This is a genomic window from Micromonospora sp. NPDC048843, assembly GCF_040649965.1.
GTDB lineage: Bacteria > Actinomycetota > Actinomycetes > Mycobacteriales > Micromonosporaceae > Micromonospora > Micromonospora hortensis.
In genome coordinates, this window is the sequence record NZ_JBEZGJ010000052.1 from 1 (window position 1) to 13,981 (window position 13,981).

A 13,981-nucleotide genomic window follows, 5' to 3' on the forward strand; every position below is an offset into this window, starting at 1 on the left:
ACGAAGGCGGGGACGAGCCCCGGGTCCGCGGTGATCGCCGACCAGCGCTGGGGAGCGGACAGGGCCTGGTCGAGGGCGTGCGCGAGCAACCCGGCTGTCAACGCCACGAACAGCTCCTCTCCTCGCCTCGCGGCGCGGTCAGGCGATGGCGGACTTGCACGCCTCGATGAACTGGGCGGCGGCCTCGGCGGGGGTCGCCCGGCCGTACTGCGCGTTCTCGGCGGCCTTGATCAGCTCGGACTTCACCTTGCTGTGGCCCTTGATCGGTACCTGCGGCGACTTGCCGAACTTCTGGGTCAGCTCCGCCTCGACGGCGATGGACTGCTTCATGGCCGGGTCGGTGGTGTCGTCGCTGACCACGCGGCGCAGGTCCAGGTTGGACGGCAGACCGCGGTCGGTGCCGAGCAGCTTGACCGCCTCCTGGTCGTTGTTCAGGAAGTTGATCACGTCGACCGCGACGTCCTTGTTCTTGCTGCCCTTGAACACCGACCAGTACATGGAGGCTCGGGCCCACTGCGCGCTCGGGTCACCGGGGTAGGCGATCACGCCCAACTCGTCCTTGGTGTTCTTCTTCAGGTCCGGCATCTGGTTGGCCCAGACCCAGGAGGTCGCCGACTTGCCGGTGACCACCAACTGCTTGGTGACGTCGCTGGAGTTGCCCTCGTGGATGACGTCGGCGCTCGGGGTGGCCTTGCGGTCCCGGGCGCCCTTCCACAGGTCGAACCACTTGGTCACGTCCTCGGCGGTGAAGCCCAGCTCCTTGCCCTGGTAGAGGTCCTTGCCCTGTTGGCGCAGCCAGACCCAGAACGCCTTGTAGTCGGCGCTCGGGTCCTGGGTGCCGGGCACCTTGGTCTTGGCGGTGACCTGCTCGGCCCAGGCGATGTGCTGCTCCCACGTCATCCCGGTGGTCGGCTCGGGCAGGTTGTTAGTGGTCAACAGCGTCTTGTTGTAGACCAGGCCCTGGGTGTTCTCCCCGGCGGCCAGCCCGGCGAGCTTGCCGTCGACAACGCCGTACTGCCAGAGGCTCTCCGGGAACTTGGACGTGTCCAGCTTCCCGGACTCCTGGTACGAGGTCAGGTCGAGCGTGGTGTTGCGGGCCGCGTACTCGGCGAGGTAGTTGTCGTCGATCTGGAACAGGTCCGGCGGGTTGCCGCCGGCGGTCAGCGTGGCCAGCTTGTCGAAGTAGCCCTGGTTGGCCTGCCAGGTCTTCTCGAAGGTCACGTTCGGGTGCTTCTTGGTGTAGAGGGCCAGGGCGTCCTCGGTCAGCTTGGCCCGGGCGTCGCCACCCCACCAGAAGATGGAGAGTTTGACCGGGGCGTTCGGGTCGGCGGCGCCGCCGTCGTCGTCTCCGCAGGCGGCGGCGCCGAACATCAGCGGTGCGGCGACAGTCACGGCGAGCAGGCCACGCAGCAGGCGCCGCCGAGGCAGCGGGGTACGGTGGGCGCGCCCGACGGGCGCGGCAGTGGTGGGGGGCGTTGCGGGGTGCATGTGCGCTCACTCCTCGGCATTAGGAGGCGACGGCGTCACCGGTGGCCGCAGTCGGGATGCCCGGGTCCGCAGGGCAATGCGGGCCCGGGCCACGTGGTGCGGCCAGGGGACGTGCCGGTCGGGCGTACGGGCCCGGGCCGGTCGAGTCGCGGATGACCAGGTCGGTCTGGAGCATTACCTGTGCTGTGGTACGACGGACGCCGAGCGCCGTGCCGGCACCGGACCCCCGCGCACCGCGCGGTGACTCGATGTCCTGTTGCAGCAGCATGTCGACGGCCGTCCGGCCGGCGGCCCCGGTGGGTGTGGCCACCGTCGTCAGTTTGGGGCGGGTCAGCCGGCTCAGGGTGATGTCGTCGACCCCGACGACGCTCACCTCCTGCGGCACCCGAACCCCGAGCGCGTCCAGCCCCTCGATCAGGCCGATCGCCATCAGGTCGTTGTAGGCGAGCACTGCCGACACCCCGCTGCGTCGCACCTGCTCGGCGACGGCGGAGCCGCCGACCTCGGTGGGCGCGTTGGGGCCGAGCATGGTCAGCTCCGCGCCACCGGCTCGGGCGGCCACGCCGGCGGCGCGGCGCATCTCCCGGTTGGTCCACGAGCTGCGCGGGCCACCGAGCAGCGCGATGCTGCGGTGCCCCAGGCCCACCAGGTGCTCGATCGCCGACCGGGCGCCCTGTCCGACGTCCATCAGCACGCAGGGCAAACCGGTCACCTGGCGGTTCACCACGACCAGTGGCACCTCGCGGCTGAGCTGCTCGATCAGGCTGTTGCTCATCCGAGGGCTGCACAGCAGCACCCCGTCCACCTGCTTGGCCAGCGCGTGGACCAGCTCTTCCTCGGCGGTCGGGTCCTCGTTGGTGTCGGCCACGAAGACGTGGTAGTCGCGGTGCCGGGCCTGACTCTCCGCCGCCTTGATCAGCGGCGGGAAGAACGGGTTCGCGATGTCCGCGATGATCAGCCCGATGTTGTGCGTCCGCCCGGTGATCAGGGCCCGTGCGGCGCGGTTGGGCCGATAGCCCAGGTCCTCCGCGCAGGCCAGTACCCGGACCCGGGTCTCCGGGTTGACCAGGTGTGGAGCGGAGAACGTGCGGGACACGGTGGAGATGTGCACACCGGACGCCCGAGCGACGTCCCGAATGGTGACTGGCACGGCGGCCCCTTCGTCCGATGTGGTGGCGGTCACGCAGGTGTGGCCCATTAATGCAAACGGTTGCGCCAGTGTCAACGGTCAATGATTACGGCTTCGTTGCACCCACACTCCCCTTGGTCACCTGCGGCCCCCCAAACGCTGACAAATGACGCCGATCCCGCTGTCGTCGTTGACGCGAACGGATCGATCGTGATTACTTCATTGCAAACCTTTGCAGCACCACGGGAGGCGACCGCATGTCACCGAGAGCCGCCGGACGAGTCCGGTACGCCGTCGTGGGCACCGGCGCGCGGGCCGAGATGTTCGTCCGGGCGCTGGTGCTCGACCACGCCGACACCACCGAGCTGGTCGCCTTCGCCGACGTCAACCAGGCCCGGATGGACGCGCACAACCGCTGGCTCGGCGAGCTGGGTCACCGCCCGGTGCCCACGTACCCGGCCGGTGACTTCGCGGCCATGCTGGACTCCGAGCGCGTCGACGTCGTCCTGGTCACCAGCGTGGACGTCACCCACGACGAGTACGTGGTGGCCGCGCTGCGCGCCGGTCGGGAGGTCGTCACCGAGAAACCGATGACAGTGGACGCGGCCCGGTGCCGGCGGATCCTGGACACCGTCACCGAGACCGGTGGGCGGGTGACTGTCGCCTTCAACTACCGCTACAACCCGCTGCACGAACAGGTTCGCCGGTTGCTCGCCGAGGGCGCGGTCGGCGAGATCGGCTCGGTGCACTTCGAGTGGTTGCTCGACGTCCGCCACGGCGCCGACTACTTTCGCCGCTGGCACCGCGACAAGGCCACCTCCGGCGGGCTGATGGTGCACAAGGCCAGCCACCACTTCGACCTGGTCAACTGGTGGCTGGCCGCCACGCCCGTCGAGGTGTACGCGGCTGGCCGACTCTTCTTCTACGGCGAGGACGGTCGCCGGCACGGCTACGCCCGCGACTACGACAGGGCGCACGGCTCCCCCGCCGCCGCCGACGATCCGTTCGCGCTGCGCCTGGACGCGCACCCCCGGCTGCGTGAGTTGTACCTCGACGCCGAGGCCGAGGACGGCTACCAGCGCGACCGCAACGTCTTCGCGCCCGGGGTGAGCATCGAGGACGACATGGCGGTGCTGGCCCGCTACTCCACCGGCGCCACCATGACCTACCACCTCACCGCCTACGCGCCCTGGGAGGGCTACCGGGTGATGGTCAACGGCAGCCGGGGCCGACTCGAGTTGGACGTGGCCGAGAACGACCACGTCGACAGGGGCACCGCCGGCGCGGTCAAGGGCGCCGCCCTGCACGGCGCCGAGGCGCCGGCCGAGGGTGGTGGTGCGACGCTTACCCTGCGCCCGTTCTGGGCCCCGCCCCGGCAGATCCCGGTGGAGGGTCGCAGTCGGCACGGGCACGGCGGCGCGGACGCCCGGATGACCGGGGTGCTCCTCGGCGGTCAACCCGACCCGTTGGGCCGCGCCGCGACCGCCGACGACGGCGCGTTGGCCCTGCTCACCGGTCTGGCCGCCAACCGGTCCTTCGAGACCGGCCAACCCGTTCGCGTCGCCGACCTGCTCACCCCCCGCTGACACAGGAGACGAGGAGCCCCACTCCGTGCCCACGTTCGACCACACCGACCTGCTCCTGCCACCCGAGCCGGGCCAGCGCGCGCTGGCCCGGGAGCTGTACGCCCTGGCGGCGGAGCAGCCCATCATCTCGCCGCACGGGCACGTCGACCCGGCCCTGCTCGCCGAGGACCGCCCCTTCCCGGACCCGGCGCAGCTGCTCATCGTGCCCGACCACTACCTGACCCGGATGCTGCTCAGTCAGGGCGTACCCCCGGCGGATCTGGGGGTGCCCACCCGCGACGGCAGCCCGGTGGAGACCGACGGCCGGGTGATCTGGCGACGCTTCGCCGCGCACTGGCACCTGTTCCGGGGCACCCCGTCGCGGCTCTGGCTGGAGCAGACCTTCCGCACCGTGTTCGGGGTGCACACCCCGCTTCGCCCGAGCACCGCCGACGCCCTCTACGACGAGATCGCGGCCCGGCTCGCCGAGCCGGACTTCCGACCCCGGGCGCTGTTCGAGCGATTCAACATCGAGGTCCTCGCCACCACCGAGTCGCCGCTGGACGATCTCGCGCAGCACGCCAAGCTCGCCGCCGACGGGTGGGGTGGGCCGGGCGGCCGGGTGGTCACCACGTTCCGCCCGGACGACGTCGTGGACATGGAGTTCGAGGGTTGGTCGACGAACGTGGACCGTCTCGGCGACCGTGCCGGTGAGGACACCGGCACGTACGCCGGCTACCTGGCGGCGCTGCGGGCCCGACGCGCCGCGTTCATCGCCGCCGGCGCCACCTCCTCCGACCACGGCCACCCCACCGCGCGCACCCTGGACCTGACCCCGGCCGAGGCCGGGCGACTGTACGACCGGGGCCGACGCGGCGAGGCCGACGCCGCCGACGCGGAGGCGTTCCGGGCGCACATGCTCGTGGAGTTCGCCCGGATGTCGCTCGACGACGGCCTGGTCATGCAGCTGCACCCCGGCGCGGTGCGCAACCACAACCGGTGGTTGCACGCCCGGCACGGCCGTGACGTCGGCGGCGACATCCCGCAGGCCACCGAGTACGTGCACGCGCTCGCCCCGCTGCTGGAGCGCTACGGCAACGACCCCCGGCTGCGGCTGGTGCTCTACACCCTCGACGAGGACACCTTCACCCGCGAGTTGGCACCCCTCGCGGGTGGGTACGCCGCGCTGCTGCTCGGCGCGCCCTGGTGGTTCCTGGACTCCCCGGAGGTGCTGCGCCGGTTCCGGGAGACGGTGACCGAGAGCGCCGGCTTCTACAACACCACAGGGTTCGTCGACGACACCCGGGCGTTCTGTTCCATCCCGGTACGCCACGACGTGGCCCGCCGGGTGGACGCCGGCTTCCTGGCCCGGCTCGTCGCCGAGCACCGGCTACCGATGGACGAGGCCGCCGAGACCATCGTCGACCTGGCGTACCGGCTGCCCAAGCGGGTCTTCAACTTCGGGAAAGGTGAGTAACGGTGACGGTGACCATCACCTCCGTCGAGGTGCACGACGTGCGGTTCCCCACCGCCGCCCGGGGCGACGGCTCCGACGCGATCAACCGGGGCGACTACTCGGCGACGTACGTGGAGCTGGGCACCGACGCCGGCCCGACCGGTGCCGGGTTCACCTTCACCAACGGCCGGGGCAACGAGATCACCTGCGCGGCGGTGCGTGCCCTGGCCCACCACGTCCAGGGCCGCACCATCGAGGAGATCACGGCCGAGCCGGTGGCGTTCTGGCGCTCGCTCAGCGCGGACGTGCAACTGCGCTGGCTGGGCCCGGAGAAGGGCGTCATCCACATGGCGACCGGCGCGCTGGTCAACGCCGTGTGGGACCTGCGGGCCACACTGGCCGGCAAGCCGATGTGGCGCTTCCTCGCCGACCTGCCCACCGAGGACCTGGTGGCCAGCGTCGACTTCAAGCACATCACCGACGCGCTCACCCCGGACGAGGCAGCCGCCATCCTCGACAAGGGACGCGACGGGCTGGCCGACAGGTTGGCCATCCTCGAACGTGACGGTTTCCCGTCGTACACCACATCGGTCGGGTGGCTCGGCTACCCCGACGACAAGGTGCGGGCGCTGACCCGGCAGGCGTACGCGGACGGCTGGCGGGCGATGAAGATGAAGGTCGGCGGCCCCCTCGCCGACGACCTGCGGCGAGCCCGGATCATCCGCGAGGAGATCGGCCCGGACGCGCTGTTGATGATGGACGCCAACCAGGTCTGGGACGTCGACGAGGCGATCACCGCGATGGCGGCACTGGCCGAGGTGGACCCGTACTGGATCGAGGAGCCCACCCACGCCGACGACATCCTCGGGCACGCCCGGATCGCCCGCGCCGTGACCGAGTTGACCGCCGGCCGCTGCCGGGTGGCCACCGGGGAGGTGGCCGCCAACCGAGTGATCTTCAAACAGCTGCTCCAGGCCGAGGCGATCGGGGTGATGCAGGTCGACGCCTGCCGGGTCGGCGGCGTCAACGAGGTCCTGGCCGAGCTGCTGCTGGCGGCGAAGTTCGGCGTACCGGTCTGCCCGCACGCCGGCGGCGTGGGCCTCTGCGAGTACGTCCAGCACCTGGCGATCTTCGACTACCTGCGGGTGGGCACCGGTCTGGATGGTCGGATGATCGAGTACGTCGACCATCTGCACGAACACTTCGTCGATCCGGTGCGGACCCGCGGTGGCCGCTACCTGCTGCCCGAACGGCCCGGTTACAGCGCCACGATGAAGCCGGCGTCGATCACCGAGTTCCGCTTCCCGGACGGTCCGGCATGGCGGTGACCGTCGGGGCCTCCCGGCTCGGCATGGGCATGCTGCGCCGGCTGCCCGCCGAGGCCCGCCCGCTGATCCGGCCGGGCACCGTGCCGACCGGCGTCGTACACCTGGGGTTGGGCGCGTTCCACCGGGCCCACCAGGCCGTCTTCACCGAGGCCGCGGTCGGCGCGGCCGGGGGTGACTGGGGCATCGTGGCCGTCGCCCCGCGCAGCACCGCTGTGGTCGAGGCGATCGCCGCGCAGGACAACCTGTTCAGCGTCAGCGCCCTCTCCGCGGCCGGCAGTTCCACCCGGGTGGTGGGCGCCCTGAGCGGTGTCCGGCACGCGCCCAGCGACCCGGACGCCGTGGTGGCGTTGCTCGCCGACCCGGCCGTCCGCGTGGTGACCCTGACCGTCACCGAGAAGGCGTACCAACTCGACCCGGTGACCGGCCGACTGTCCCCGGACTCGGCGCTCGCCGCGGACCTGGCCGGCGGCGGACCGCCGACCACGGTGCCGGGGCTGCTGCTGCGCGGGCTGGCCGCCCGGGCCGCCGCGGACGCCGGGCCGGTGGCCCTGGTGAGCTGCGACAACCTGCCGGCCAACGGTCGACGACTGCGCGGCATGCTCGACCAGGCGGTCGGCCGGGCCGGCGGGATGCCCGCCGGGCTGGTCGAGTGGGTGGCCGGCAACGTCACCTGCCCCGGCACCATGGTGGACCGGATCGTGCCGGCCAGCACCCCGGAGACGATCGCTGCGGCCCGGCGGGCGCTCGGCGTGACCGACCTGGCAGCGGTGGCCGCGGAGCCGTACGCGCAGTGGGTGATCGAGGACGACTTCCCCGGCGGTCGGCCCGGTTGGGAGTTCGCCGGGGCTGTGCTCACCGACGACGCCGGCCCCTGGGAGCGGTTGAAGCTCCGCGCACTCAACGGGGTGCACTCCGCCATCGCGTACCTCGGAGCGTTGGCGGGTCGGGAGACGATCGCCGACGCGTTGGAGATCCCGCACCTGCGTGACGTGCTGCGCCGGCTGATCGCCGAGGACGTGGCGGCCAGCTTCACTCCCCCGGACGGGGTGCGGGTGGTCGACTACGGCGAGCAGGCCCTCGCCCGGTTCGGTAACCCGGCAATCCACCACCGCAACCTCCAGGTGGCGATCGACGGCTCCCAGAAGCTGCCGCAGCGCGTCCTGCACACCATCGCCGACCTGCGCGCGACCGGGCGGTCCGCGCGCTGGGGCGCGCTGGTAGTGGCGTCCTGGTTGCGCTTCGCGCTGGGGTACGCCGACGACGGCCGGCCGTTGCCGCTCCAGGACCCACTGGCCGGGCCGATCCGGGCCGCGCTGGATGCCGGGGCGCAGAGCCCGGCGGGAGCTGTCGACGCGGTATTCGCGCTGCGCGACGTCTTCCCGATGGAGGTGGCCGAGGACGACGAGGTCCGCGCCGACGTGATCGCCTGGCTGACCGCGTTGGAGCGGCACGGCGTCGAGGCCACACTGGCCGGTGCCCGGTGACCGCATCCACCCGGACCGGTCGGCGGTGAGCGGGGCCATCCCGCCGCCCCGGGTGGCGGTGATCGGGGCGAACGGGCACGGTCGCTGGCACCGGCGGGTGATCGCGCCCCTGCACGACGCCGGTCGGCTGCGGTTGGTCGCCCTGGTCGACGTCCGGCCGGTGGAGGACGACCCGGCCGCCCCGGTGCCGCCCGGGGTAGCGGTGTTCACCGACCACCGGGCGATGCTCGCCGCCACCCGACCGGAGGTGGTGGTGATCTGCACGCCACCGCACACCCACCTGGCGATCGCCCGCGACGCCCTGGCCACCGGCGCGGATCTGCTGCTGGAGAAGCCGCCGGTGCTGTCGCTGGCCGAGCACGAGGAGCTGACCTGGGCTCTCACCGCCGCCGGTCGGGTGGCCCAGGTCGGCTTCCAGGCGCTCGGTTCGGCGGCCCTCACCGCGCTGACCGACGCGCTGGCCGCCGGCCGGCTGGGCACTGTCACCGGCATCTCCACCATTGCCGCCTGGCAACGGCCGGACGCCTACTACGCCCGCTCCCCCTGGGCCGGTCGACGGAGTGTGGACGGCCGCCCGGTGCTGGACGGCGCGCTCGTCAACCCGCTCGCGCACGCGGTGATGCAGTGCCTGGCGATCGCCGAGGCGCTCGCCGGGGCGACGCCGTGGCCGGTCGCGATCGAGGTGGAACGCTATCGGGTCCGGCCGATCGAGGTGGAGGACACCGCAGTGCTGCGGGTCCGGTTCCGCGCCGGGCCGCCGGTGCTGGTGGCGGTGACCCTGGCCGCCGAGGAGTTCGTGGCGGGCGAGGTGGTGGTGACCGGTACGACGGGACAGGCGGTGCTGGAGTACCCGACCGACCGGCTGCGCCTGCCCGGGGACGTGGTGACCCGCCGGGTGCCGGGGCGGCTGGGCCTGCTGGAGAACCTGCTCGCCCACCGGCTCGACCCGTCGGGCGTGCCACTGATCGCACCGCTTGCCCGTACCGCACCGTTCACCGCACTGCTGGACGCGTTGCGGCCCGCGCCGGAGCCCCGACTGCTCGACGGCGAGCTGGTGACCACCCTCGGCGAGGGCGGGGAGCGGGTCCGCCACCTGCGTGGCGTCGTCGACGTGTTGCGCCGGGCGGCCGAGCGGGGGGCGCTGCCCAGCGAACTGGGGGTGCCGTGGGCGTCCGGCGCGTACCGCGCCGAGCTGGCCGGATAACGGGAGACACCACGTGGACGGACCTCCACCACAAACGAACGGAGTGAGTCGATGCGCAGAATCCTCGGCGGCGCCACAGTGGTCGCCCTTCTCCTCGGCGCCGCGCCGGCCGCCGCCGCTGCCCGTCCGGACGTCCCGTCCGCCGACCGGCTCTCCTGGTTGGCCGACCACCTCGGCCGGCAGACGCTGCCCGAGCGCGACGGTTGGGCGGCCGACGGCCCCGGCACCACCGGCGGCTCGGCGGCCACCCCAGAGCGGACCCGGGTGGTCCACGACCGGGCCGAGCTGGTCGCCGCGCTGGGAGGCGACAACGCCGGCAACGCCGGCAACGCCACCCCGAAGCTCATCTACGTCGACGGCGCCATCGACGGCTTCGAAGGACCCGATGGCACGCCGCTGAGCTGCGACGACCTGGCCGACCCGGCCTACCGGTTGGACGCCTACCTGGCCGCGTACGACCCGGCGGTGTGGGGACGGGTGCCACCGAGCGGGCCGCTGGAGGAGGCTCGGGTGCGCTCGGTGACCAACCAGACCCGGCAGACTCAGATCAACGTCGGCCCGAACACCACTATCGTCGGGCTGCGCGGCGCTCGACTGACCGGCCTCACCCTCATGATCGACCGGGCGTCGAACGTCATCGTGCGCAATCTGACCCTGGTCGACGCCCGGGACTGCTTCCCCGCCTGGTCGCCGACCGACGGTGACGCCGGCAACTGGAACAGCCAGTACGACCAGATCTCGGTACGCCGCAGCGAGAACGTCTGGGTCGACCACAACACCTTCACCGACGGCGACAACCCGGACAGCGCCCAGCCGGTGTACTTCGGTCGGCCGTACCAGGTGCACGACGGGTCGCTGGACGTCACACACACCGCCAGCCTGGTCACCGCCTCCTGGAACCGCTTCACGGGTCGGGACAAGCTGCTGTTGATCGGCTCGTCCAACACCGTCGGCCCGGACGTGGGCCGGCTGCGGGTCACACTGCACCACAACCTCTTCGACGGCGTCCTGCAACGGCTGCCCCGGGTGCGTTTCGGTCAGGTCGACATCTACAACAACCACTACCGACTCGGCGGGGACGACTTCCAGTACGCGCTCGGCGTCGGTGTCCAGTCGGCGATCTACGCGCAGAACAACTTCTTCACACTGGACGCGGCGGTCGACCCGGCGGACCTGCTCTACGACTGGGGCGGCACCGCGGTGACCGAGCGAGGCTCCTGGGTCCGCCAGGGCGGCGGGGCGGCCCGACCGGTCGACCTGCTGGCGGCGTACAACGCGAATCATGACCCCGACCTGGCCGGAGACGCGGGGTGGACGCCCACCCTGCGCCGCGACCCGGTCCTGCCGACGCGGCTGGTCCCCCTCCTCGTGAACCCACTAGCCGGCGCCAACCGCCTGCCGACCTGACGGCTCGGCGCGCCCGCGACTCGCCGTCGGGTCGGCGACGTACGGGCTCATCGATGTGGGGAAGATCGGCTATAAGTGACGCATGGACTTCCCGCCGCACCTGGGCAGCATGCCGATGCACGCGATCACCGAGATCCACGGCGAACCGGGCCTGCTGGAACGTTTCCGGTTGGAGGTCCAGCAGTTCGACGACGCAGCCCGGGCGCGGTTGACCGCCGCGCTCGACCTCGCCGCCGAACTGCACCGCGACGATCGACGCGTCCGCGAGCCGTACCTGAACCACCTGCTGCGGGTGGCGATCAGGCTGATGCACCACTACCAGGTGCGGGACGTGGACGTGATCGTCGCCGGTCTGCTGCACGACGCCGTCGAGGACCATCCGGTCGAGCTGGCCGGCGGCGACCCGGGCACCGACCCGACCGGGGCCGCCCTGGCCGCGCTCGCCGCGCGGTTCGGGCCACGGGTGGCCACCCTGGTCGCCGCCGTCACCAATCCGGTTTACGACCCCGAGCGGGACCGCAACGCGCAGTACCGGGAGCATCTGGCGGTCAGTCTGGACCGGGAGCCCTGGGCCCGGGTGATCAAGGTGTCGGACTTCACCGACAACGGGGTGGGCGTGATCCACACGGTCGGGCCGAAGGTGATCTCGTCGGCCCGGAAGTACCGGCCGCTGGTGCCGCTGTTCCGGGACCTGATCGGCCGACCGGACACCCCGTTGTCGCCCGCTGTGAAGCGGCACATCTTCGGCCAGCTTGACCTCGCCGAGGAGCGGTTCAGCGCCATCCTGGACCAGCCCGCTCCGAACTGATCCGTCCCCGGATCACCCGACCGGGTTCCGTGACAAGTTCTCAGATCTGCCCGATGGCTTCGGGCATTACGGTTGGTTTGCGCCAGATGAGAGGAAACTTCCCTCTCGGTTCATCTTTCGGGCGTGTCACCAATCGAGAGGATTCGGACCATGCGCGACCTTTCCCGTCGTGATCTGCTCAGGGCGACGGCCGTCGGCGCCGGAGCGGTCGCCATCCCGAGCGTGATCGCCGGCAGCTCGGCGATCGCGGCCGACGGTCCCGGGTGGCCCTCCGACACGAAGTTCCCGCCGGCACAGCTGACCGGCCGGATCGTCCGCCCGCAGAGTCCCAACTACGCGGAGGCCAGCCTCGGCTGGGACGAGCTGTTCGTGCACTATCCGCTGGTCATCGTCTTCGCTCAGGAGACCCAGGACGTGGTCAACGCGCTCACCTGGGCGCGGCAGCACAACGTCGCGCTGCGGGTACGCAGTGGCCGACACAACCTGGAAGGCTGGTCGAACGTCGACAACGGCATCGTGATCGACGTCAGCGAGCTGAAGGACGTCCACATCGACACCGCCACCGGCACGGCGAAGGTCGGCGCGGGGCTCACCCAGTCGGAGGCGGTGACCGCCCTCGGCGAGCACGACCTCGCGGCGACGACGGGCACCGAGGGCACAGTGGGCCTCTCCGGCGCCACCCTCGGCGGCGGCTTGGGCTTTCTCACCCGCTACCTCGGGATGGCCTGCGACAACCTGATCGGCGCGGAGATCGTCGTGGCGGCCGGCGCCGACGGGGCGAAGGTGCTCGAGGTGGACCCGTGGAACTACTCGGACCTGCTCTGGGCGCTGCGCGGAGCGGGCAACGGCAACTTCGGGATCGTCACCTCCCTGACCTACAAGGCCGCTCCGCTCACCAGCGTCGCGTACCTGCAGGTGACCTGGCCCGGTCTCGACGACCTGCACGAGGTCTTCGACACCTGGCAGCGCGTCGCACCCTTCACCGACCCGCGCCTCGGCAGCCAGCTCGAGGTCCACCCGGAGGAGATCCTGTTCTTCGCGGTGCTGGCGGAGGGTTCCGAGGCGGAGGCCAGGAAGCTGCTGGCGCCGATCCTGTCGATCGGCAACCCCACAGTCACCGTGCAGATCGGCAACTGGGGCGACGTCTACGCCGGCTTCCAGACCCCGAACGAGGACGATCCAGCGAACTGGAAGTTCTTCTCCCAGTTCACCCGCGAGCCGTTCCCGGAGAAGGCCGTCAGCATCGTCCGTGAGTTCATGGAGAAGGCACCCTCGCCCGACAGCAACTTCTTCACCCAGGCCTTCGGCCGCGGGGCGCAACGCCAGGAGCCCTTCGGCGGCTCGGCGTTCCCGCACCGCGACGCGCTCTTCTACTCGGAGCCCGGCGCGGGCTGGGGCAAACGCGGCGAACCCGACAGCGACGATGCCATCACCCCGCTCGCCCAGACCTGGATCGCCGAGTTCAGCCAGGCGCTGCGGCCCTACGTGGACGGCGCCTACGTCAACGTGCCGAACATCGGCATGGCCGAGTGGGAGAAGGCCTACTGGGGGCATAACTTCCCCCGGCTGCGCAAGATCAAGGCGAAGTACGACCCGCACAACGTCTTCCAGTACGAACAGAGCATTCCGCCCGCGACGCACTGATCCGGATGACCGGCGGTGCGGGTGGCATCCGCCCGCACCGCCGGGCACCGCGGCCGACGGCGGGCTCGAAGCACCGGTCAGGAGGGCACCGCTTCGTCGAGGACGATGCGCAACGGGTGCGGGGCGCTGGCGGCGAGGTCGCCGAGCACGGCGAGCAGCCGACCGTACTGATCGGACGGCTCATCGACGAGCAGTTGGCCGGCGTCGGTGATCAGCACTGTGAGCGGACCGGCGTCGAGCTGGTCCCGGAGGACGTCGGAGAGGGCGTCCCAGGTCTCCCCCAGGTACGCCGGCAGGGCCAGTACGGCGGCGAGCGCGGCGAACAACCCGGCCCTGGTCCGCGTCGTCGCTCCGGCCAACACCACAGCGCCGGGCACGTCGAGGCCGCCGTCGGGGGGAACGATCAGCCAATCGGGCACCCGACCGTCGTGCTCGTCGACCATCACGTTCCTCCTGATCTGATCGGTA

Annotated in this window: 11 protein-coding genes; 8 read left to right on the top strand and 3 right to left on the bottom strand. The window is 71.5% G+C overall.

The window, feature by feature from the left end; all coding sequences use genetic code 11:
• Nucleotides 1-138 precede the first annotated feature (138 nt).
• Both AB0C20_RS14885 and AB0C20_RS14890 read right to left on the bottom strand, forming a co-directional pair.
• Complete coding sequence (locus AB0C20_RS14885; RefSeq protein ID WP_357188197.1) at nucleotides 139-1,488, bottom strand: extracellular solute-binding protein; 1,350 nt, start codon at nucleotides 1,486-1,488, stop codon at nucleotides 139-141.
• Nucleotides 1,489-1,507: 19 nt separating this feature from the next.
• Entirely contained in the window at nucleotides 1,508-2,638 is a 1,131-nt protein-coding gene (locus AB0C20_RS14890; protein ID WP_357188198.1) for a LacI family DNA-binding transcriptional regulator, read from the bottom strand.
• Nucleotides 2,639-2,874: 236 nt separating this feature from the next.
• Between AB0C20_RS14890 and AB0C20_RS14895 the strand changes: the two genes are divergently transcribed.
• The 8 genes from AB0C20_RS14895 to AB0C20_RS14930 all read left to right on the top strand — a co-directional run bounded on the left by AB0C20_RS14895 (nucleotide 2,875) and on the right by AB0C20_RS14930 (nucleotide 13,513).
• The gene (locus tag AB0C20_RS14895) at nucleotides 2,875-4,203 is read left to right on the top strand and encodes a Gfo/Idh/MocA family oxidoreductase (protein ID WP_357188200.1); all 1,329 of its coding nucleotides are present in this window, start codon (nucleotides 2,875-2,877) and stop codon (nucleotides 4,201-4,203) included.
• A gap of 25 nt (nucleotides 4,204-4,228) precedes the next feature.
• Entirely contained in the window at nucleotides 4,229-5,659 is a 1,431-nt protein-coding gene (gene uxaC / locus AB0C20_RS14900; RefSeq protein WP_238686132.1) for a glucuronate isomerase, read from the top strand.
• A 2-nt stretch (nucleotides 5,660-5,661) separates the two neighbouring features.
• On the top strand, nucleotides 5,662-6,966 hold the full coding sequence (locus tag AB0C20_RS14905) for an enolase C-terminal domain-like protein (protein ID WP_238686131.1): 1,305 nt from the start codon (nucleotides 5,662-5,664) through the stop codon (nucleotides 6,964-6,966).
• Complete coding sequence (locus AB0C20_RS14910; protein ID WP_238686130.1) at nucleotides 6,957-8,450, top strand: mannitol dehydrogenase family protein; 1,494 nt, start codon at nucleotides 6,957-6,959, stop codon at nucleotides 8,448-8,450. The genes AB0C20_RS14905 and AB0C20_RS14910 overlap by 10 nt, the downstream gene beginning before the upstream one ends.
• Nucleotides 8,440-9,654, top strand: a complete 1,215-nt coding sequence (locus AB0C20_RS14915; RefSeq protein ID WP_357568171.1) for a Gfo/Idh/MocA family oxidoreductase — start codon at nucleotides 8,440-8,442, stop codon at nucleotides 9,652-9,654. The genes AB0C20_RS14910 and AB0C20_RS14915 overlap by 11 nt, the downstream gene beginning before the upstream one ends.
• A gap of 51 nt (nucleotides 9,655-9,705) precedes the next feature.
• Nucleotides 9,706-11,061, top strand: a complete 1,356-nt coding sequence (locus tag AB0C20_RS14920) for a pectate lyase (RefSeq protein WP_357568172.1) — start codon at nucleotides 9,706-9,708, stop codon at nucleotides 11,059-11,061.
• An 82-nt stretch (nucleotides 11,062-11,143) separates the two neighbouring features.
• Nucleotides 11,144-11,869, top strand: a complete 726-nt coding sequence (locus AB0C20_RS14925; RefSeq protein ID WP_357188205.1) for an HD domain-containing protein — start codon at nucleotides 11,144-11,146, stop codon at nucleotides 11,867-11,869.
• A gap of 150 nt (nucleotides 11,870-12,019) precedes the next feature.
• Entirely contained in the window at nucleotides 12,020-13,513 is a 1,494-nt protein-coding gene (locus AB0C20_RS14930) for an FAD-binding oxidoreductase (RefSeq protein WP_357568173.1), read from the top strand.
• Nucleotides 13,514-13,590: 77 nt separating this feature from the next.
• Here the strand turns inward: AB0C20_RS14930 and AB0C20_RS14935 are convergent, their stop codons facing one another.
• Nucleotides 13,591-13,956, bottom strand: coding sequence for a barstar family protein (locus AB0C20_RS14935; protein WP_357188209.1), 366 nt, complete (start codon nucleotides 13,954-13,956; stop codon nucleotides 13,591-13,593).
• Nucleotides 13,957-13,981: the final 25 nt, after the last annotated feature.